At 37.3% G+C, this 20,761-nt stretch carries 17 protein-coding genes and 1 pseudogene; 11 read left to right on the top strand and 7 right to left on the bottom strand.

The window, feature by feature from the left end; genetic code table 11:
• Positions 1-348 precede the first annotated feature (348 nt).
• The 5 genes from EU510_RS06975 (at position 349) to EU510_RS06950 (ending at position 9,195) form a co-directional block, all read left to right on the top strand.
• The gene (locus tag EU510_RS06975) at positions 349-1,587 is read left to right on the top strand and encodes an AAA family ATPase (RefSeq protein WP_149592862.1); all 1,239 of its coding nucleotides are present in this window, start codon (positions 349-351) and stop codon (positions 1,585-1,587) included.
• Positions 1,588-1,602: 15 nt separating this feature from the next.
• On the top strand, positions 1,603-2,565 hold the full coding sequence (locus EU510_RS06970; RefSeq protein WP_149592861.1) for a transcriptional regulator: 963 nt from the start codon (positions 1,603-1,605) through the stop codon (positions 2,563-2,565).
• Between the two features lie 406 nt (positions 2,566-2,971).
• Positions 2,972-6,118 (top strand): DEAD/DEAH box helicase, encoded by a 3,147-nt coding sequence (locus EU510_RS06965; protein ID WP_149592860.1) that lies wholly within the window; start codon positions 2,972-2,974, stop codon positions 6,116-6,118.
• 1,062 nt (positions 6,119-7,180) lie between these two features.
• Positions 7,181-8,647 (top strand): DNA recombination protein RmuC, encoded by a 1,467-nt coding sequence (gene rmuC, locus EU510_RS06960; protein WP_149592859.1) that lies wholly within the window; start codon positions 7,181-7,183, stop codon positions 8,645-8,647.
• Between the two features lie 185 nt (positions 8,648-8,832).
• The gene (locus tag EU510_RS06950) at positions 8,833-9,195 is read left to right on the top strand and encodes a hypothetical protein (protein ID WP_149592858.1); all 363 of its coding nucleotides are present in this window, start codon (positions 8,833-8,835) and stop codon (positions 9,193-9,195) included.
• A gap of 11 nt (positions 9,196-9,206) precedes the next feature.
• On the opposite strand, the gene EU510_RS06945 is transcribed toward EU510_RS06950, so the two are convergent.
• The 3 genes from EU510_RS06945 to EU510_RS06935 all read right to left on the bottom strand — a co-directional run bounded on the left by EU510_RS06945 (position 9,207) and on the right by EU510_RS06935 (position 11,013).
• Complete coding sequence (locus tag EU510_RS06945; protein WP_149592857.1) at positions 9,207-9,611, bottom strand: MerR family transcriptional regulator; 405 nt, start codon at positions 9,609-9,611, stop codon at positions 9,207-9,209.
• Between the two features lie 98 nt (positions 9,612-9,709).
• A complete protein-coding gene (locus EU510_RS06940) occupies positions 9,710-9,919 on the bottom strand; it encodes a hypothetical protein (RefSeq protein WP_149592856.1) in 210 nt (69 codons plus the stop codon).
• Positions 9,920-9,993: 74 nt separating this feature from the next.
• Entirely contained in the window at positions 9,994-11,013 is a 1,020-nt protein-coding gene (locus EU510_RS06935) for a helix-turn-helix transcriptional regulator (RefSeq protein ID WP_149592855.1), read from the bottom strand.
• Between the two features lie 251 nt (positions 11,014-11,264).
• On the opposite strand from EU510_RS06935, the gene EU510_RS06930 reads away from it, so the two are divergent.
• From EU510_RS06930 to EU510_RS06910, 5 genes and pseudogenes are all read left to right on the top strand, one after another.
• A complete protein-coding gene (locus EU510_RS06930; protein ID WP_149592854.1) occupies positions 11,265-12,131 on the top strand; it encodes a hypothetical protein in 867 nt (288 codons plus the stop codon).
• A 198-nt stretch (positions 12,132-12,329) separates the two neighbouring features.
• Positions 12,330-12,644, top strand: coding sequence for a hypothetical protein (locus tag EU510_RS06925; RefSeq protein WP_149592853.1), 315 nt, complete (start codon positions 12,330-12,332; stop codon positions 12,642-12,644).
• A 136-nt stretch (positions 12,645-12,780) separates the two neighbouring features.
• The gene (locus EU510_RS06920) at positions 12,781-13,299 is read left to right on the top strand and encodes an HD domain-containing protein (protein ID WP_149592852.1); all 519 of its coding nucleotides are present in this window, start codon (positions 12,781-12,783) and stop codon (positions 13,297-13,299) included.
• A gap of 162 nt (positions 13,300-13,461) precedes the next feature.
• Positions 13,462-14,712 (top strand): annotated as a pseudogene (locus EU510_RS06915) (NADH:flavin oxidoreductase/NADH oxidase family protein).
• Between the two features lie 350 nt (positions 14,713-15,062).
• Positions 15,063-16,223: an aldo/keto reductase gene (locus EU510_RS06910; protein WP_149592851.1), complete on the top strand. Its 1,161-nt coding sequence runs from the start codon at positions 15,063-15,065 to the stop codon at positions 16,221-16,223.
• 40 nt (positions 16,224-16,263) lie between these two features.
• On the opposite strand, the gene EU510_RS06905 is transcribed toward EU510_RS06910, so the two are convergent.
• Positions 16,264-16,995: an aspartate/glutamate racemase family protein gene (locus EU510_RS06905; protein ID WP_149592850.1), complete on the bottom strand. Its 732-nt coding sequence runs from the start codon at positions 16,993-16,995 to the stop codon at positions 16,264-16,266.
• Positions 16,996-17,107: 112 nt separating this feature from the next.
• On the opposite strand from EU510_RS06905, the gene EU510_RS06900 reads away from it, so the two are divergent.
• Entirely contained in the window at positions 17,108-17,989 is an 882-nt protein-coding gene (locus EU510_RS06900; protein ID WP_149592849.1) for a LysR family transcriptional regulator, read from the top strand.
• Positions 17,990-18,406: 417 nt separating this feature from the next.
• Here the strand turns inward: EU510_RS06900 and EU510_RS06895 are convergent, their stop codons facing one another.
• The 3 genes from EU510_RS06895 to EU510_RS06885 all read right to left on the bottom strand — a co-directional run bounded on the left by EU510_RS06895 (position 18,407) and on the right by EU510_RS06885 (position 20,740).
• A complete protein-coding gene (locus EU510_RS06895) occupies positions 18,407-19,273 on the bottom strand; it encodes a hypothetical protein (protein ID WP_149592848.1) in 867 nt (288 codons plus the stop codon).
• A gap of 106 nt (positions 19,274-19,379) precedes the next feature.
• Positions 19,380-20,258, bottom strand: a complete 879-nt coding sequence (locus EU510_RS06890; RefSeq protein WP_149592847.1) for an AraC family transcriptional regulator — start codon at positions 20,256-20,258, stop codon at positions 19,380-19,382.
• A 53-nt stretch (positions 20,259-20,311) separates the two neighbouring features.
• On the bottom strand, positions 20,312-20,740 hold the full coding sequence (locus EU510_RS06885) for a PACE efflux transporter (protein ID WP_149592846.1): 429 nt from the start codon (positions 20,738-20,740) through the stop codon (positions 20,312-20,314).
• Between the last annotated feature and the right edge of the window lie 21 nt (positions 20,741-20,761).

Here is a 20,761-nt window from a genome sequence, read left to right as displayed (position 1 = left end):
TTCATAACTTTATGCGCAACCTGTGCATAACTTGATTTATAAAATAAGGCTTAGTAAAAAGGTGATCTGCAGGTAGATAAAGATCTGATCTTAACCAAGTATAACGCTGATCTGCTTTTTTTTATATTGTTTATATTAATCATAATGTTAAGTGTTAATTTAAGACCCTTAACCTTTACTACCTTATATATTTAACCACCTTTAAACTTCTTTATTTATACTAAGCAATATTAAAAGTGTAAAAGTATTTTTAAATGTCTTCTTTTTAAAATGCATGTCGTCTTAAATAGTTGTTTACAGCAAATTGAATGGACATTATACTAACTGCCTAACTTTGAGGAAGAAAGTATGTCTATCAATAATAACGCGTTAAGTACCTACCGGCTTTTAAAAGCAACTGCCGAAGTAGCTGAAAAATCATTAGAAGGTCGTATTCAGCACTATCGTGCTCATCTTAAATCAGAAGAAAAAGAATTAAGAACTTATACGCAAAAAGCAGCCGCCGATTTATTAGGTTGTAATAATCGTACTTTAAAAAGACGCCATGACAACGGTGACTTTGATGATTTAAACATAAAACGCGGCGCCAATGGTCATTATGCTTACACATTAGTAAACATTTTTGCTATGGCTGATATTATGGATATTAAACCAGATCATCGTACTGGTGATGACAAACTGCAAGTTATTGTCATTAATTCCCTCAAAGGTGGCTGTGGCAAAACAACCAGCATGGTTAATATTGCAGCAGCGCTGGCAACAACAAATATTAAGCGCTATCGCATTGGTATCATTGATTTAGATCCTCAAGGCTCTTCTTCAAGCTTTTTTCCTTCAAGCGAGCATGACCCAATTACTGTTGGGGATTTAATGCGTGATTGTATAGATTTAGATGAGGGTGAAACATGGCCTGAATTTGTTTCAAACTCATTTTTATCAACTCATATCCCTAATATTCGTGTGCTACCGTCAGGTATGGACGATTTTTACTTTGAGCACGAAACTGCAACATTACTTAAAGACACCTCAAATTATGAACAAACTCGTCATTACCATAAGTTACTTGAAAAAGTAATTGACCCTGTAAAAGACGAGTTTGATATTATTTTAATAGATACAGCTCCAACTCTTAACTTTATGTTTTATAATGCATTAATGGCTTCTACTGCGATGCTTATCCCTGTTCATCCAGAAGCTGTAGACTTTGATGCTAATAATAAATATTTAAAACGACTAGGTGAGATTTACCATACCGTTGCGGCACTTGGCCATGAGGGATGGGACTTTATGCAGTTTTTAGTTACCAACTATGTAAAAGGTAATCACTCACAGCGCGATATCGTTAAAGATGTTCGTAGTGCATTCGGTCGCCAAGTTATGAGTTATCCAATCAACCACAGCTCGGCGATTACAGCTAGCTCTTCGTCTTTCAATACTATTTTTGATCAAAAAGCGTCAGACAGCTTAGCAAGCCGTGAATCACTAATGCGTGCTCAAGAAAATATTAAAGATGTGGTCGATGAGCTAGAAATGCTTATTCGTTCAAATTGGCAGTCAACTCAATCAACACTCAATACCCCTAAGTAAGGATGTTAAATAAAAATGGCTAAAAAACGTAAAAATGACACCCGCTTAGATCCATTTGCAACAGCTGTAGGAAGTAGTAGCCTTGACGCATTACTTGAACAAGCAAATGCTGGTGATGTAATTCGCATGCCAGCACCGAGCGATCCTGAGCGCCAAATTACACTTGTTTGCAAAGTGATCGCACACGCTGACATTGAATCTACAACAGGTGTATACGGTAAAAACCGCCGTGTACAAGCACTTCTAAACGAAAAGTCAGTATCGGATATTTTACCTGCCATTAGCGATGATGGCCGTAATCAGCACCCTGCGTTACTTTGGGATCAGGGAGATAAGAGCTTAGTTTTAGCGGGTTCTCGCCGTCGTATGGCCTGTATTTTAGGTAACGCCGATTATTTAGTACTTAGTTCAAGTGACTTTACTGAGCAAGACGCTAAAATTTTAGCTGTATCTTCAGATCAGTACATTGCCCCGAGCTTATGGGAGCTAGGACAAGCTTACCAGCAAACTAAAAACGAGCTTATTGAACAAGGTAAAAAAGGGTCTTACAGAGAGATTGCTGCAATTGAAGGTGTATCACACACCGCCATTGCAGATGCTGTTAAAGCGTATGAACAAATACCTGCTGAAGTTATTTCACTCTACCCTACTGCGAATCACGTGGGTCGCGAAGTGGCTAAAAAGCTCATGAGCGCAAAGGAGAGAGACCAAGAGGCGTTTAATCAACTTGTTAGTGATCTAGCTAGTGATGAAGAGCTAAAAGCCATTACAAGTGACGACAAGCGTGCAATGGCAATCACTAAATGCCTAACTGCTGAGCCTCAAGTTGCTGTTAAGCGTGAAGCTGTACTTGAAAATAAGTTTGTATCGGTACAACGCAATTTAAAAAGTGGTGATGTGTCTATAAAAATTGACAATAAAGTGATGACAGACAAGCGCTTAGAACAATTAACTAAGTTATTAAGTGCCTTCAATTAGTTAGTTAAATAATGATCTGTCAGACATGTTTACTTAGTTAAATACTGATCTGACAGATTGTTTTGTTAGTAAAAATCTGATCTTTACTAGCCTAATCCTACTTTAAATAATCATATTTCCTCTTCAAGATCACTTTTTTACTAACTAATCACCCCCTTTTAGCTATTTGCTCTTGGTTTGTTATTATTGTTAGTAAAATTGTGATCTATAACGTGTGGTTTAATCTTCATATTTGTATGTAATGTCTAATATTTTACGCATTTTTATACTCATTTTTACCTACAAACCGATTTTTTACTAAGCTATCAGCTCCAACCAGTTTATAACTTGTTAATAGTGCTTTAGCTCAGAGCACATAAGGCATATACTGGCAGAATTATTTTTAAAATTTAATGCTTAGAGTGACATGTCTGCTAACTTATCAAAAAATGATTTAATGGCTATTTTTGAAGAAATTAAAAATGAGCAGGCTACCCAGTTTCCTCTGTCTGAACGCTTTATTAAAAAACTTTTCCGCGAAAATGTCTTAGATAAAGGCAAAGAGTACTACAAGAAAGGTCAAATCACCTGGCTAGAGCATACCCCAAATTTTTCTGTTGTAGACTCTACCGTGCAAGTGGATAACGGATCATCATTTAACCAACGTATTGAGATCAGTAAAGTACCAACTGGTTATTCTGTTGATACACACTGTACGTGTAATGCAAAAACCAAATGCCGACATTTAGCAGCTATCTTATTTAAGCTTAAAATAGAGCATTCTGGTGAGTACGGCGAAGATTACTTTATTAATGATTGGTTTAGTGAATTAAGCGCACTTAAAAGTGGTGAGCAAACTACACCGTCGCAAGTATTATTATTTGTATTAGATATTGAAAATAACAAAGTATTTTTAACACCTAAAATAGCGAATGTTGAGACTAAAAAGAATTACACGTTAGGCCGAAACCTCACTGAGCAGCAGTTAAATAGTTTTGTAACGCCGAGTGACTTACTCGAAAGTGACTTTAGATTATTTAGTTGGATACGTTCACAAAATGCAGTAGGAAGTATTGAGCTAAAAGGACAGTGGGGCTTTAGTGCCCTACAACAATTGATAGCTACAGAGCGTTTGTTTTTTCAGCGCTCTCGCGTGCCAATTAAAGCGCAATCTGGTCAAGCATTGAGTTTTAGTTGGAAGCAAGACAAAGACCTATCACAATTAGTTATTAAGCTTGAGCAAACCCAAAACTGGGCTTTATTAAAAACAACACCACCTACTTATCTCGATTTAGATCATTTAAAAGCGGGTCGTCTTCGTACACCATTGAGTGCAGACGAAATAGCGCATTTACAAACTATGCCTGCTTTGCATGACGCTAATTTTGACAGAATATACAAACAGCTTGCCGATAACTTTGGTGCAGGTGTTATACCGCACCCTACTAACTTGCAGCCAACGTTACCTAAGCTATCTAGTAACGCTGTTTTAAAAGTAAAAATGGGCGAGCAAGGTTTATCACTTTCGCTGTTATTTAAGTATAAAAATAAAAACTATTTAGCTGGTTCTGCCCCAGCAAGTACTATAAATAGTGCATTTGAAAACACCGTAACTAACGAGCTAATTAATCTAGGGTTTGAATTTTGTAAAGGGGGTTTACAAAGTGAACTTGTATTTACAAAGCAATCTCCTATCCATTTGCATTGGCTAATATACGAAGTATTTCCCAGCTTTAAGCAGCGTGGTTGGCAAGTCAGTGTAAGTAAAGTAACAAGCCCTAATCCACAGTGTGAAGTGAGTTTACATGTGCACCGTGCAGCAGGGCATCAAATGCACTGTAAAGTATTGTTGTGTGACGCAAAAGCAGCGCTGTTGTTTACTAATGCTGATCCGCTATATCAATCATTAAATCGACAAAGTGAATTATTTTATTACTACCCGCTTGGTCGTCAATTTGGGGTTATTAATAAGTCTGCTATTAACTTATTAAACGAATTTAAAGAACGCTTTGAATTTGTAAAAACACGTGACGAATTTAATATTCCGCTTTCGTATTTACCAGAACTAGTAAAGCACACAGCTATTAACGTAGAGCTTCACGACGATTCACTTGATCTATATTTACAAGAGTTAAATAATACCGATAAGGCAATGCCTAAGGTTTCATTACATGGCTTAAATGACTCAGTAACACTGCGTGAGTACCAACAGCAAGGCGTTGATTGGCTTAGCTTTTTAAAGCGTCATCAATTAGGTGGTATTTTAGCTGACGACATGGGATTGGGTAAAACACTCCAAGTTATTGCATTTTTAGCGAGCACATTTAACCGCCCACAAGCAGGCCCTACACTTATAGTATGCCCAACTAGCTTGGTAAGTAATTGGAAAAACGAAATTACTAAGTTTGCTAAAAGTTTAAAAGTAACCACTATTTTCGGATCAAATCGTAACGATCCTTTACAACACTTAGCACAAGCGCAATGTATTCTTACTACATACCCGCTTTTAAAGCGTGATATTGCATATTATTCGCCATTATATTTTGAAAATATAATACTCGATGAAGCACAATATATTAAAAACGATACTGCACAGGTTTCGCGATTAGTTAAACGCTTAAATGCCGACTTTAAACTTTGTTTAAGTGGTACTCCAATCGAGAATAATTTATTTGAGCTTAAATCGTTACTCGATTTTGCTATGCCATCGTTACTTGGGTCTCAAGCCCACTTTAAGCAGCACTTTCAAACACCTATTGAGCGTGAAGCTGATATGGAACGTGCAGAGCAGTTAAAAGCGCTAATTATGCCCTTTATAATGCGCCGTACTAAAGCGCAAGTTGCTCAAGAGCTGCCAGAAAAAACAGAGCTAACTAAAGAGTTTGAATTTGAACCTAAGCAAAAAGAAATGTATCAAGGCATTACACGTTCATTAGAAGAGAAGCTAATAGACTTATTTGCCGAACAAGGCGTGCAAAAAAGTAAGTTGGCTTTTCTAGAAGCGCTATTAAAGTTAAGGCAAATTTGTTGCCACCCTAAATTAATAGACCCAGATACTCAAGCAGGCTCCGCTAAGCTTGAATGGTTAACAACACACTTACCGCTTATGCTAAGCCTTGGTCGAAAGATTATTATATTTAGTCAGTTTACATCGGCACTCGATTTAATAGCCCAACGCCTTGAAGAAATAAACATTAACTTTAGTATGCTTACAGGACAAACGCGTCAACGAGATAAAGTAATCGACGAGTTTACCAATGGTAAAACCTCCGTGTTTTTAATTAGCTTAAAAGCCGGCGGAACAGGCCTTAACCTAACACAAGCCGATACCGTTATTCACTTTGATCCATGGTGGAACCCTGCCGTAGAAAAGCAAGCGACAGATAGAGCTTACCGTATTGGCCAAACTAACCCAGTATTTGTTTATAAGCTCGTAATGAATAATTCAATAGAGCAAAAAGTATTTAAAATGCAACAAGATAAGCAAGCGCTTGTAGATGCATTATTTACCGATAAATCAATGAGCTTTACTAAATTTGATGAGCAACAAATGTTGTCGCTCATTAAAAATTAAATTGCTCTAAAAAGTTTTATCTTTTTTATGAACTTAATTTAAAAGCGGACGTCTACTATTATGCTTGTAGGTTAATTGCAGTTAGCACAAGCATCATGTTGATTCCCTATTTAGTTGCTAATTTTAGTATGATTAAGCCAGCCCATTTTGAGTTGGCTTTTTTTATGCCTAAAATTTAGCGTTTAATTTTTATTTTGAAAGTTTTGATCTTTTTATGAACTTAATTCAAAAAGCGGCGTCTACTATTATGCTTGTTGATTAATTGCAGTTAATACAAGTTTTCATGTTGATTCCCCCCATTTAGTTACTAATTTTAGTAATGATTAAGCCAGCCCATTTTGAGTTGGCTTTTTTTATGCCCAAAATTTAGCGTTTAATTTTTATTTTAAAAGTTTTATTTTTTTATGAACTTAATTTAAAAAGTGGCGTCTACTATTATGCTTGTTGATTAATTGCAGTTAATACAAGTTTTCATGTTGATTCCCCCCATTTAGTTACTAATTTTAGTAATGATTGAGCCAGCCCATTTTGAGTTGGCTTTTTTTATGCCCAAAATTTAGCGTTTAATTTTTATTTTAAAAGTTTTGATCTTTTTATGAACTTAATTCAAAGAGCGGCGTCTACAATTATGCTTGTTGATTAATTGCAGTTAATACAGGTTTTATGTTGATTTCCCCTATTTGATTACTAATTTTAGTAATGATTAAGCCAGTTCAGTTTGAACTGGCTTTTTTTATACCCAAAATTTGTTTAAATCAGCCCGAATAAAAATAAATGATCTTTCGTAAGTTAATTTGAATTAATTATTTCGTTTCCCGGTCTACTCTAGTGTCTGTTGTTATATAGCTTCACCCAATAATCCTTTTTATTTTGGTGATAATATATTTAAGTTGCAGCTTGCACGGGCACATGTTGATTTTCCCTTTGATTACTTAATTTAGTAATATTTGACCAGCTTATTTTGAGCTGGTTTTTTTATGTCTGTAATTTCTTTGCTCCCCTACTTCTGTTGCTTGTTATTGGTTATGATGGCATGTCTCTAAATTTTATAAGTTTATTTTTATGCTCACTCAAGTACTCACTAATATTGATTGGCTAAGCGCAGGTGCTGGTGTTGCGTTAGGCGCCCTATTTTACGGTTTTGTATCAACGCAACTTCGTAAAAAGCTACATCTACAAATAAGCGAACAACAGCAACAGCTTTCCCTGTTACAAAATCAATTTGATAACAAAGAGCTGCAATATAGCGCCTTGCAAGAAGATCATGAATTGCTAGAACATACTCACCAAGAGCAGCGTGATGAAGCGCAGCATTTTAAAACGCGTTTTAGCGAACAAGAAAAACAAAGCATTCAATACAATCATTTTTGGCGTAAAGCCGAAGGCGAGCTTGCAGCGCTTCGCGAGCAATATAATCAACGCGATGTTGAATATAATAATATGCGCACTACGCTTGAGCAAAAGCAGCAAAACTTTAGCGAGCAACTCGCGCAAATTGAGCAAAGTAAAAATACACTCAAAAAAGAATTTGAAAATCTAGCCAATAAAATACTAGAAGAAAAATCACAAAGCTTTAAAACCTTAAATCAAGAAAGCATTGAACAATTATTAAAACCAGTTCAAGGCGAGCTAAAAGGCTTTAGAGATAAAATGGAATCAATGCACGTTGAAGATATAAAACAACGCACTGCGCTCAAAACCGAGCTACTGCATTTGCAAGCTAAAAGCCAAGCTATAACAGATCAAGCCGACAAGCTTAGTAACGCCCTACAAGGGCAAAAGAAAACCCAAGGTAATTGGGGCGAGCTCATGCTCGAAAATGTATTAGATAGCGCTGGCTTACGTGCTGGCGTTGATTATAAGCGCGAAGTATCGTTTAACACTGAAGACGGCCGCTTGCGCCCTGATGTAGTTGTTTACTTACCACAAGGTCGCCACTTAGTCATTGATGCTAAAACATCATTAAATGCATATACACGCTATGTAAACGCCGAAAATGAGCTAGAGGCTAGCCAAGCAATTAAAGATCATGTAAGCGCCGTTACAGCGCGTATTAATGAACTTGCGAGTAAATCATACGACCGCTTACCTGGTATTAACTCGCCAGAAGTTGTGGTTATGTTTGTACCAATTGAATCAGCCTTTGTAGAAGCACTCAAATATCAAAGCGATATTTACCAACAAGCAATCGAAAAAAACATACTGGTAGCCACACCCACGACCCTGCTTACTAGTCTAAATATTGTTAAACAGCTTTGGCGTTTTGAAGAGCAAACTAAATACTCAAAAGAGCTGGCAAGCCGAGCTGAGCGTTTTTATAACAAGCTCAATGGTTTTTTATTGAGCATGGAGGGCGTAGGTAAGCAGCTTGATAAAGCGAAAGAAAGTTATGATAAAGCATTTTCGCAGCTATACCGTGGTAAAGGTAATTTAATTAAACAAGCATCAGAATTTAAAGAGTTAGGTGTATCGGTTCAAAAAGAGTTACCAAACGAAAGCGTAGAAAAAGCCCAGTTAGAGCTTGATTAGGCTTAGTATACAGTAGCTTTTCATTTATAAATTAAAGGAGGGTTAATGATTTTCCCGTTACTGAGTTCACAAAGGTTAACGTTAACCCTTATTAATCCAAAAGGCATAAGACGACAAAGTGGTTTTTGGAAAGGGCAATTTCACGATCTTAAATGCTTTGCACTTTTAAGCGCGGAGTTCAATTTATGAAAACTGATGACGTAGTTTATAACTTATTGAACGAAATCAGCGTTCAATTTCCTGAAGTTAAAGTGTTAATGAGCATCTACAATGAAGATGAAACCACGTTTAAAATGGAGGCATTTTCTAAAGCCACAACACACGCTGTTACTCTCGGTAATATTAAACAAGCCCAGCGTTATTTAAATTACATGGCTCAAAAGTTATTAAATGCAGATGCAAAAGTAATTGAATACATAGACGTATATTACGTAGAAACACTATTTTGGGGTGTAAGTTCTCATACTATTGCGGTTGGGTGGCCTCTAGTGCCTGTCAACTTACAAACGCTTTATGTAAATTTTCATGGTAATCAGGCACTAAACTAGAGGTCACGCCTTTAGTATTCCAACTCATTCAACAACTCATTTATTTTTTGATCGCCAATACACTCTCCTTTAGACCAGTTTGCATCTAGCAGGGTAATTAAACTACCAATACGTTTTGATTTACGCTGTAGCTGCTCTATCCGTGCATTGGCCTCATGTTGTTTTTGAGTGAGACGCTCAATAATAGCAGTGTGATCTAGCCCTTTGTTTGGCTTACCTAGTGTGGGTATTTCTTCAAGTGAAAACCCTAAGCTTTGTGCAAACTTAATTACTTTTAGCTGCTCAACACTATTTGCTGTGTATTGGCGATAGCCATTGCTGTTACCTACGCTTGCTGGTAGCAAACCTATGCTTTCGTAATACCTTATAGTGCTGGCTGCTGTGCCGCTTTGTTTAGCTAGTTCACCTATTTTCATTGTTACCCATTAACCTAAAATGACAGTTGACCTTAAAGTTAACGAGCGATCTACTTCACTTTAATAAATTAGAACGCTCAGTAGTACACATTACAACCTTACTCCATGTAAGCGCTATTTTTACTTTTAATAGTTTGAACTGAGTTCTCTAACTTTTGTATTGCAGCTCCTAGTTCTTGAATTTTTTTATCTTTGTTATAACTTGTAAGCCCGCTAGCAAAAATTATTAAAAATACGAGAAAGAGCAATCTTCTGTATTTTGCTTTAAAAACGGTTTCTAAATTTTTAACCTGACAAGAACAAGACATTACTTTCTCCAATTATCTTAATTATTTCAAATAAATACCTTAAGGCCTAACTACGACAAAATAGGTCGCGTATTTTATTCGGTGCTAATTCCATAGTGCCCTAATGATTTTATCATCCGTCTTATAACTCTGGCTTTTAGCTGCTCTGGTGCCTTTACAATAATGTGATCTGACAAACCCATGAGCCAGTTCTCCAACTCTAAGGTATGGGGTAATTGAATAGAAACATCTACCCAATCATTTTGAGTAGTCAAATCAGGCAAAGTCCTTTCGTTATTAATTTTCTGACTAGCATTAATAGCTGACTCTTGGAATAGCTCTTTGACATAGCCTTTTACAGCGAGTTTTACTTCAATTTTCTCTGCATTTACTAATATACCAACAGCACCTGTTTGAGAGTATTTTAAAGTATTAAAGTCAGTATCAAACGTTTCATTTAATATTTTAGCGCTATTAACTCGATGAAAAAGAAGATGTCTAGGTTCTTTATAGTCATAAAAGTAGCAAATAAGAACCAGCTTAGTGTCTCTTATCAACATACCTAGCGGTGATATAAGATGGACAGAATCGGAACCACCATAAGTTATCTCCATTTTTCTTTGCTCTAATATTCCTTGGGTAATTAGAGATTTAATTCCAGTATCAATGTTTAATGGTTTAAAAGCTAAAACATGTGGCAAACTCGCAATTTTCGATGGCCATGAGTGCAATAACTGTGATCTTACCAGCGTATCTTTTGACTTTTTAAAAATTGCATCAAGCTGAGAAAACACTTCCCTTGGGAAAAAATCTTGGAGGTGTTGTTCTACTAGCTGAAGTGATAAAGCTTCTTCTGCAGAAATAGATGGTAAGAAGATATCAGAACGTTTTCTTGAATAAGACCATTTGTACCCGTCAGGTGAATCTGAACTTACTAGTCCAAATAAGTCAGCTACTTCCACTAAATCTCTCTCTACAGTTCGCTTTGTGACTGTAAACCCTCTATCTTCAAGGCTTGACTGTAGAATTTTGGCCGTTGTCCATCTAGGAGTAATGGGGATGAGTTGCATCATATTAATAATGCGAGGGAGAGTCTTTCCTTTAGCCGTTGGCATCAACTTTGGGCGCTTATCATAACTTAAAATTGCAGAAATATTATCATAAATTAAATAATAACAGTAGGTTACAATATCTATGTATATAGGGTAATTGCACTATTTTATATATAAAAGCACTTTTATAGCGGTGTACTTTGGGTTACTCTGCGCGATAACGATGATAAGGAAGTTGTTTAAAAGCCCCGCAACCCATGTTTTAGGCCCTCAAGCTTCTCTATTATTAAATAAACATTCAGCAAGGAAATTTAATGAAAGCAGACTTTCACATTAGAAGCTATGAAAATAGTACGTTGTACAGCTCATTTGAAAATGATGGCCTGTTAATCACTCCAAGTCGAAAAATAAAATACCTCATTCCAATAAATACCAACGATCCTATAAAAATCAAGCAAATGATATTAGCTTATAAAGTAACAAGTGATGGCGTTACCGATGAACATTCTAAGCCTCACTGGATTTATGTTGATGATATATTAAATATTAACAACAGCGATAAAGAGTTGTTTGCCGTTCAGTACGAAGGGCATATAAATCAGAAAGATTATGCCGAATTTCCAGCAAAAAAAGTGGCTAATGAGTTATTAGATACCTTAAGAAAAAGAAAATGGCAGTCTTTAAACTGTTTGACCCATACATTAACCGACAAAAAAGAATTTCAATTGAGTGAAAAGTTATCACAACATTTATTGGATTTTTATCATGAAAATAAACCACCTGTTATTGATGAATACGACCTTGAACAAGATTTGTTAAATAATAAAGCAATTAAAACTGAGCTAGGCTGGCAGATTAATATCAATGACTATCAAATTGACTTTCTCTTAAAAGAATTAGGTGAGGATGAACACCCTAAAGAAATTAAAAAACTGCGAGCGCAACATCAAGATGAGTCAATCGCTTACTTGAATTTAGACCGTCGAGACTTTGATAGTAAGTTTGCTTTGCAAGCATCTTTAGATGACGACACGCTTATTTCAGACCCTCAAGATGTTGAACAGTTAACAACAATTACTAATATGCTCATTAACGGAGGTTCCGTTGAGTTATTTGTTTTCACTCTCAGAAAGCCTGATTCAAAAAATGCATGGGTGGGCTTCTTAAACTTACTGCGTTGAGTAACTAGATGATCGATATTTAATAAAAACAACGATATTGCGACTTATTCTGTCGCAAGTATTTTATATTATTAGCATGTGTTGCTTCCGTGATGGGGCAGAAGAAAAAGTGTGAGAAACTTTTTCGTAATGGCCTACTTAATGTAGGCCTTTTTTAGAAAAACCATTAAGTTATAAAAAGGAGTGCAAATAAATCACATGACTAATTATAACTTTATAAAGCTCAGCAAAAGGATTCCTCTAAAGGATTTAAAGCTAGTAAAACGACCCGATGGTGGCTTTCGAAAACACCCTTCAAACTTTTTTAAGCGAAATTGCTTAGATAAATTTGAATCCAAGGGCAATCAATACCTCGCTGATAAATCAAACATAGAAATTGAGACCCTTAAGCAATTTATGGTAGGGAATTTGGCTGTTGATTCTACACTTGCCACAAAGCTAGAAAAAACCACAAAAGTTGGCGCTGCAACTTGGTTAGAACTACAACGTCAATATGATGAATACATAAAGTAATTCTAATTTAGGTGGTTATGCAAGACTTGCCTGTTCCTAAAATTTAGAGGCTACGTTCAAAGTGCTATTTTAGTTCAACCTAAGAAGTTGTACTTTGCAGTTTTAACTATAATAAATATTACTCTAAGGTTGCAAAATGAGCTCAAACAAGCTTTTAATTAAATCACTAGCTTTGGCTTCAAAATATCATGAGCAGCAAAAGCGAAAATCAGATGGTTCGCCCTATATTAATCATTTGATAGAAGTTGCAGTCCTGCTTGCTGATATAGCTGGAGTTGATGACGACGAAGAACTATGCGCCGCAATACTCCATGATATTTTAGAGGACACTGACGTCACGACAGAAGAAGTTTATAAAACCTGTGGTCATCGTGTTCTGGAGTTAGTAGAAGCACTTTCAGACGATAAATCGTTATGCTTAGCAGAGCGACGAGAAGAAACGCTCAAAGCACTTCCTAAAAAGCCAAACTCGGTAAAGCGTATCAAATTAGCGGATTTGTGCTCTAATGCTTCAGCAATACCATCCGGTTGGACATTAAATCGGCAGACTGAGTACTTACTCTGGTTAGATCAGGTTGCTGGGATCTGTAAAGCATCTAGTCTTTCATTGCATGATGAGTATTTAAGAAGAAGAGCAAACTATATCGCTAAATAGTCCTCTCTATTTGCCTAAATCGACCTTCTAGACTCCCCAAGTTTAATTAATGGCATATGCTTCTTTTTTGCCTAGCCCTAAACTTAGCTTAAATATGAGTGGTTGACCTTAAAGCTGACTTTAAGGTTATAGTGCCTGTAATGTCAATTTATGGTTTTCGTAATGTCTGAAAATAAACAACACGCTGCATTTACCTTTTTTACTTTACCAAGTGGCTTAGCGCTTAAAAACCGAGTAGTAAAAGCAGCCATGGAAGAAAACCTCGCAGAGGCTAACCAAACGCCATCGCAAGTGCTTAAAAATATATACAGTGAATGGGCAAAGGGCGGCTGCGGGTTAATTATTACCGGTAATGTTATGGTCGATCATCTTGCTATGATAGGTCCAGGAGGCCTAGCACTTGAGCAACAAGCAGATATAACAGCATGTGCAGAACTTGCGCGCTTAGCGCAACAAAACGATTGTAAAATTGTTATGCAAATTAATCACCCTGGTCGCTAAGTGTTTAAAAATATGGGCGGAAAAGTCTTTAGTGCCTCAGACATTGCGCTTGATGTGGGTAAACATTCACATTTATTTGCTCAGCCAAAGGCAATGACTCAAAGTGATATTAACGATGTAGTCACGCGTTTTACACAAACAGTCTTACAGGCTGAAAAAGCAGGCTTTAATGGCGTACAAATACATGCTGCACATGGCTATTTATTAGCACAGTTTTTATCTCCTCTTACTAATAAACGAGATGATAAATGGGGCGGTAGCCTTGAAAATCGCGCCCGCTTATTACTTGAAATTACCAAAAGCGTTAAAGCACATTGTAGCGAGAGTTTTTCGGTATCCATAAAACTTAACTCAGCTGATTTTCAGCGCGGTGGCTTTGAACCAAGTGACGCACAAGCGGTTGTTAATATGCTAAGCACATTAAAGGTTGATTTTGTAGAGCTTTCGGGCGGAAGTTACGAAGCACCGGCTATGCAAGGCCAAACAGGCGATGAGCGAACACTTGCACGTGAGGCGTACTTTTTAGAGTTTGCCAAAGCAATTAGCGAGCAATCAACCATACCCATTATGACCACCGGTGGCATTAGCCGATTAGATGTGGCAAATAAAGTAATTAACTCAGGCGTAGCGCTCGTTGGTATGGCCACTGCACTGGCCTATCAGCCAAATTTAGTTAATAGCTGGCAAACACAGCCAACGCAAAACCTGCTTATGCCGCGTGTTACCTTTAAAGACAAAACTCTTGCTGGGCTTGCCACTATGGCACTGCTAAAAAGGCAAATTCGCCGAGTTGGCCAAGGCAAACACGTTAAAGCAAATGCCTCCGCTATTTTTACTTTGATAAGCGATCAAATACGCTCAGTTAAGCTTACAAAGCGCTACCGTAAGCGCTTTACTAAAGAGCTTAATTAAGCTTTTAGTTTTGCCTGTTAATTTTTTACCTTTTGTTTAGTTATGTATACATTGTAATAAATGTAACCACTTAAATATTGTGTTTGTTGGTATTAAAAGGTGCACCATGGTGGAAGAATGCTTTTTTATCAAGCTATTAAAGTGCACCATTTTGTGCATGTTTAATTACTGTACCAACAATCTAAATAATCATTCATTAATGTTAAATAGAACACCTATTCAGTGCTTGTTAATTCAACTCATCTTGTTGATAATATTAAACTTTATTTTAACTGCTTTTGTTGTTTTTGCTTGAAATTTATACTAGCGTATAGCGTAGATATTTAACGTTACTCAAGGAGAAAGGTTACATGGTATCTCGCAGAAACTTTATAAAAGCAGGAGCAGCTTTAAGTTTGGGCTCTATTTTTAGTGCATCAGCATTGGCTGAGCAGCTAAAAGTAAAAATGTCTCAAGGGCAACTTATGCCAACTAAGGGCCCAATTGATAAAAGTGCACGCCTACCAACCAACGATGTTACAAACGCTAAACATTATCGCCCTGAAGCACGAATGGGGCTAGGCGGTTTAGCGGCTGGTAACGGCTTTAACACCATATCTAGCGATACAGAAATCTTAACAATGCTAAATGCTGCGTGGGACGCAGGCATACGGCATTACGATACTTCTCCGTTTTATGGTTTAAGCCTAAGTGAAAGGCGCTTTGGGGATTTATTACGTAATAAAAAACGCGAAGACTTTGTTTTATCCTCCAAGGTGGGGCGCTTGCTTACTCCCTCTGCTGAGCCTTTAGAAAATAGCTGGCACTGGGCCGATCATTCACCGTTTCATTATAAGTATGATTATTCAGCCTCGGGCACGCGTCGTTCAATTGAGGATACTCTACAAAGAATTGGCGTGGCGTCGCTTGATATTGTTTATATTCACGATTTATCGCCTCAAAATAGTGATATGGGCGACGACTGGCTTAAGTACTTTGATCAAGCGGCAAAAGGGGCGATTCCTGAGCTTACGAAAATGCGCGACGAGGGAATAATTAAAGGTTGGGGCTTTGGTGTTAATACACCGCATGCCGTTTACAAAGCGCTTGATATGTCAGATCCCGATATTTGTTTATTAGCGCTGCAGTACTCTATTTTAGATCACAAAGAAGCACTTAATAAAACCTTCCCTATGCTTGATAAACGAGGGATCTCCGCCGTTATTGGGGCGCCACTCAATGGAGGTTTTTTAACTGGGCGAAATCGCTTTAATTACTCACCTAAAATTCCTGCGCCTATGCAGCAAAAGTACAATGCAATTAGTGAAGTTGCTACCAAGCATGGCATCGACATTAAAACAGCAGCGCTGCAATTTGCAGAAGCACCGTCCACTGTGGCCTCAATAGTGCCAGGTGCGCGTACTGCAGATCAAATTAATGCAAATGTTGCGTCAATGAAGGTAACTATTCCAGATGCATTTTGGAGTGAGTTAAAAGCTAAAAACCTCATCGAGCAAAATGCGCCTGTATAAGTACTAACTCAACGGTGTGCTTTTGATTAAGCACATCCTTTTAAGCTACATTCGACAATGAATGTGCTGATTTTTTGTAATCTGCATACGCCCAGTTAACGCACTCTTGCGCTAAAATAGCGATGGTATCTAAACAGGTATCAGGCGATTGCTTAGCTTGTGTGGCTAATACCAGTGGTATTTCGGTGCAGCCAAACAACACGCAATCTGCACCTTGGGCAAGCATTGACTCGTAAGCCTTGCTTAATAAGTTGCGCCCTGTATTTAAATCCCCTGCTTTTACAGCTGTTATACCATCCATAATAGCCATTTGCTGCTGTGTGTTTGGCTCAATAAAATCAATATTGTGCTGCTCAAATGCGTTTTGATAAATACCCATATTTAGTGTGGCTGTAGTGGCTAAAATACCCACTCTTTGCTTAGTGGTTGCTTTAACTTGTTTAATAACGCTTTTTATAATGCTAATGGTGTGTACATCGGCATTTTGAGTTAATGCGTCGTACCAGTAATGCGCGGTATTACACGGTACAACAATACAGCTTACACCTAAGCTTGTTAGCTCTTTAAAGCCTTTTTTTAGCTCAAACAATGGGTTTTCATCTTCAATACCCATTAAAAATTTTGTTCGGTCAGGAATTTGCGGGATATTCCTTATAAACATAGGTATGTGCTCTTGATCATTTTTAGCAGGTGATAGCGCAATTACCTGATTCATAAATGAGGCAGTAGCCAAAGGCCCCATTCCGCCTAATACTCCAAGAGTTCTGAGCATGATTGCTTTCCAGTTATTGAGTTTGTAGACTTAATTTATAGTGTTTTATTTAGTTTGAATAATGCTATTATTTTACAGCCCATGCTTAAATTGCATATCTTGAATGAGTATTATGAATATAGAGAGTAAATGGTTAGAAGATTTTTTGGCCTTGTCTAATACAAAAAGCTTTTCTCAGGCCGCAAGGCTAAGGCATATAACGCAACCTGCTTTTAGCCGACGAATTAAAGCGTTAGAAGAAGCCGTAGGTGCAGAGTTAATAGACAGAGAAAACTTACCAATTGCACTTACCTCAAGCGGTAAAATATTTCATATAACAGCGCGTAATCTAATAAACCAAATGAATACCTCAGTGAGTATGTTAGAAGAACTTTCCTCTGAAGAAACTCACTCGGTAAAGGTTGCTGCAGCGCACTCATTAGCTACGTTTTTAGCGCTAAAGCTGTCGAACTTTCATAGTGAAAGCGATCGTAAGGTAGTCCTTAATATAGAAGCCATTGATGTTGATAAAGCCACTGCTACGCTCGAGCAGGGCGCATGTGACCTACTTATTGCTTTTGATAACGAACGATTAAAGTTACCTCCGTTTAGTCATCAAAAAATAGGCAATGCAGAGTTATTGCCAGTGAGTGCATGCAATGCAAATGGTAAAGCAATATACAATCTAGAAAGTGATGGGTTTGTACCTCACTTAGCTTACAGTTTAGATTCTTATATGGGGAGGCAGTTAGAGCCGATAATATCGGGCTCTAAACTTAAAAAAGTATTTGTATCGTCGATGACAGAGCTTTTAAAAATACAAGCTTTAGAGGGTAACGGCATTGCTTGGTTACCAAACTACGTAATTACTAAAGAACTAAAAGAGAAAAGTTTAGTTGTGGTTGGCCAAAAGCATCATTGCGTGCCTATTACATATTATGCGTATCGGTATCATGCTGCGCTTCACCCTGGCGGCGAGAGCGTCTGGAATAAATTAAAAGAGCTAAATGTATAACGCAAAAAGTTACTGTAAACCCCCATTACAGTTAGCCGGTAAATTGTACAAAGAGTAAATTAGCCCTACTTAATAAATCAAGTAGGGCTAATTAGGGCGTGTTGATCTTTGTGGATTTAAATTTTTTCAATCTAGGGACGATTAAATCGCGGCGCGAGGTTTGTAACCTAGTGGGCTAAGTAAAAACCGATCAAAGCTTCCACGTCCTGCTCACGCCCCTTACCTACATCCTGTAGGCAACAAAGAGTTAATCGTCCCTAGAAAGAACCCAAATGGCAGCGCATGTTTGGTATTTATGCTGCGTTATCGCCTATTCATAGGGAAAACCACACTACATAGGCTCCGCCTTGCCTAAAAACCAAACATACTGCTGTAAATTCACCCACCAAAGATCAAACATGCACTAGTCTGGTTTAATTAAAAACCAAATTTACCGTTGCTGTTCTGCCATTGTGCTTTTGCAGGAATAGTTTCAATAGTGTCCCAGTGTTCTACAATTTTGCCACTTTCTACACGAAATAAATCATAAAACGATACATGCTTATTCATAAATGTACCTTCGTTTACTGCAAGTACAAAGTTGCCTTGGCCTAAAATAATATGGTTTTTACTCACTACCATTGGCATGTTTAATTTAGCTAACTCCCCCAACGCCTTACCTAAGCCGCTTAAATCGTCTGCTATTGCTGGGTTATGCTGAATATACGCGCCTTTTTCATTGCTAATAAAGTCGTTTATTTTTGCCATATTACCGTTAATCAAAATGGTATTCACAAAGCGTTTAACCAGCGCTTTATTAGCGGCTGTTTTATTTAAGTCGGTAATGGTTGTTGCACCATCTAGCTGAGTACGGCCGCTTGGATTTGCAGATGCTATAGCTTGTAGATTATCCCAATGTTCAACAATTTGGCCGTTTTCAAACTTAAAAATATCAAAGCCTACTTTTGGGCCAAAAAAATTGTATTCGGTATGGGTTACTGTGTAGTTACCATCTGCAAAGGCGCGTTTTACTTGTGCTTTTACACTGCCTTTTGGCAATTGTTGCATTGCTTGTGCAAAACCAGCAAGGCCATCTTTAACGTCTAAGTTATGTTGTGTGTATTGGTTTGGATTTATGTAGCTAATCGCTTTTCTATCGCCTGTTTCTATACTTGAAATAACCGCAACAGCTTTATCGGTAATGCTAACAGCTGCTTGATCTGAAGTGTTTTTTCCAACGCTTGCACATGCACTTAAGCTAACAATTGCTGTGGCTAAAATACTGCGAGTAAATAGTGATTTCATTGTAATGCCCTAATATGTTTGTATGCGGGCATTTTATGTAATGTTTAAAATGTACAGTAGAGTGTAAATGGGCGCTAAAATGGTAAAAGTTGAACCTAAGCCATTATTATAAAATAGCCTTACTATGAGCTGCCTGAAATTGACTTGGCGTTGCCCCTGTGTGCTTTTTAAAGTATTTAACAAAGTTGCTAGCGTCATCAAAGCCAAAGTCGTAGGCCAGTTTTTGGGTTGTTATATTACTTATAACTAGGCGGCGTTTTATTTCTATTAAGGTAAACGCGTCAATCATTTGCTTTGCTGTAAGGCCGGTACTTAATTTACAAATATTATTAAGGGTTTTATAGGTTGTATGCAGTTTGTTTGCATACCAGTTAGCATCGCGAATAGTTAAAAAATGGCTTTGTAGCAAAGTATAAAATGTACCTAGCTTAATACTTTGCTCTGGATTTATTTTATCGTGGCGTAATTGTGGACGTAACCTGTGTAACCCTAAAGCTAGCGCACTAAATAAATACATTACTATGAGTGGGTCTGATTGTGGGTGCGCTATTTCTATTTTCATTTCGTTTATTGCGCTCAATACTCGTGCTTGGCTATGCGTATTTAAGTCAAGTAATGGCGTATGTTGTTGGTTTAAATAGGTTGGTGTGTAATTTGGTAAGCGCATATTGGTATGCACGCGGTCTAAAAATGTTTGCGTAAACAATACAACATACCCTGTTGGTTGCTTACTAAAGTCGAACGCGTGCACTTGGTCGGGTTGTAAAAAAATAAGTGTGTTTGGCTTAAATGAATATTGTATAAAATCAACCATGTGCTTTCCACTGCCCTGTTCTATATAAATAATCATATAAAACGAGACTCGATGCGGCATTTGCGGGTCGTGAGAAATTATGTCTCGCTCATACAAATTACTAAGAGGCAATATTTCAAGCTCAGCTTGCGCTGACTTATCATGGTTAAAACCAATGTTAGGAATATCCATTCGGGCTTATTTTTATGTGTTTTATGAAGTGTATGTGAGTTAGCTTTAGCTTATCAAGCACATTGCGATTTATTAACCCACTTTTTGTATGGCTGATGCTTATCGTACAGTACATTAAAGATATACGTGTAAATGAGTATAAATACTAAAAAGCCTGCTTCTAATGCTGCAGCAGCCAGCCATGTAATATTTAAATACCAAGCGAGCATTGGCAGCGTTATTACAACCATACCCAGCTCAAAGCCACATGCATGAGTAACACGGGTTAGTAAGCTGCGATCTTTTCGGTTATGCCCTGCTATTTTATCAAACACTATGTTGTAAATGTAGTTCCACAACATGGCAAAAATTGATAAACCAATGCCTACTATTGCCATTTTTCCTGTTGCAAACCCACCAAGATAAACAGATGCAGGAACAATAATAAATAATGCAATCATCTCAAATATTAGGGCCTGAAAAATACGTTCTAATGTGTTCATATATAAATAAGTTCTTAAGTG

It is taken from the genome of Pseudoalteromonas sp. FUC4, assembly GCF_008370255.1.
Classification (GTDB): Bacteria; Pseudomonadota; Gammaproteobacteria; order Enterobacterales; family Alteromonadaceae; genus Pseudoalteromonas.
This window is presented reverse-complemented; position numbering and strand designations above follow the sequence as displayed.

Bases quoted from the DNA above. Each gene is read 5' to 3' on its own strand.
- EU510_RS06975 (WP_149592862.1), top strand. From the start codon at position 349: ATGTCTATCAATAATAACGCGTTAAGTACCTACCGGCTTTTAAAAGCA.
- EU510_RS06970 (WP_149592861.1), top strand. From the start codon at position 1,603: ATGGCTAAAAAACGTAAAAATGACACCCGCTTAGATCCATTTGCAACA.
- EU510_RS06965 (WP_149592860.1), top strand. From the start codon at position 2,972: ATGTCTGCTAACTTATCAAAAAATGATTTAATGGCTATTTTTGAAGAA.
- rmuC (WP_149592859.1), top strand. From the start codon at position 7,181: ATGCTCACTCAAGTACTCACTAATATTGATTGGCTAAGCGCAGGTGCT.
- EU510_RS06950 (WP_149592858.1), top strand. From the start codon at position 8,833: ATGAAAACTGATGACGTAGTTTATAACTTATTGAACGAAATCAGCGTT.
- EU510_RS06945 (WP_149592857.1), bottom strand. From the start codon at position 9,611: ATGAAAATAGGTGAACTAGCTAAACAAAGCGGCACAGCAGCCAGCACT.
- EU510_RS06940 (WP_149592856.1), bottom strand. From the start codon at position 9,919: ATGTCTTGTTCTTGTCAGGTTAAAAATTTAGAAACCGTTTTTAAAGCA.
- EU510_RS06935 (WP_149592855.1), bottom strand. From the start codon at position 11,013: ATGCCAACGGCTAAAGGAAAGACTCTCCCTCGCATTATTAATATGATG.
- EU510_RS06930 (WP_149592854.1), top strand. From the start codon at position 11,265: ATGAAAGCAGACTTTCACATTAGAAGCTATGAAAATAGTACGTTGTAC.
- EU510_RS06925 (WP_149592853.1), top strand. From the start codon at position 12,330: ATGACTAATTATAACTTTATAAAGCTCAGCAAAAGGATTCCTCTAAAG.
- EU510_RS06920 (WP_149592852.1), top strand. From the start codon at position 12,781: ATGAGCTCAAACAAGCTTTTAATTAAATCACTAGCTTTGGCTTCAAAA.
- EU510_RS06910 (WP_149592851.1), top strand. From the start codon at position 15,063: ATGGTATCTCGCAGAAACTTTATAAAAGCAGGAGCAGCTTTAAGTTTG.
- EU510_RS06905 (WP_149592850.1), bottom strand. From the start codon at position 16,995: ATGCTCAGAACTCTTGGAGTATTAGGCGGAATGGGGCCTTTGGCTACT.
- EU510_RS06900 (WP_149592849.1), top strand. From the start codon at position 17,108: ATGAATATAGAGAGTAAATGGTTAGAAGATTTTTTGGCCTTGTCTAAT.
- EU510_RS06895 (WP_149592848.1), bottom strand. From the start codon at position 19,273: ATGAAATCACTATTTACTCGCAGTATTTTAGCCACAGCAATTGTTAGC.
- EU510_RS06890 (WP_149592847.1), bottom strand. From the start codon at position 20,258: ATGGATATTCCTAACATTGGTTTTAACCATGATAAGTCAGCGCAAGCT.
- EU510_RS06885 (WP_149592846.1), bottom strand. From the start codon at position 20,740: ATGAACACATTAGAACGTATTTTTCAGGCCCTAATATTTGAGATGATT.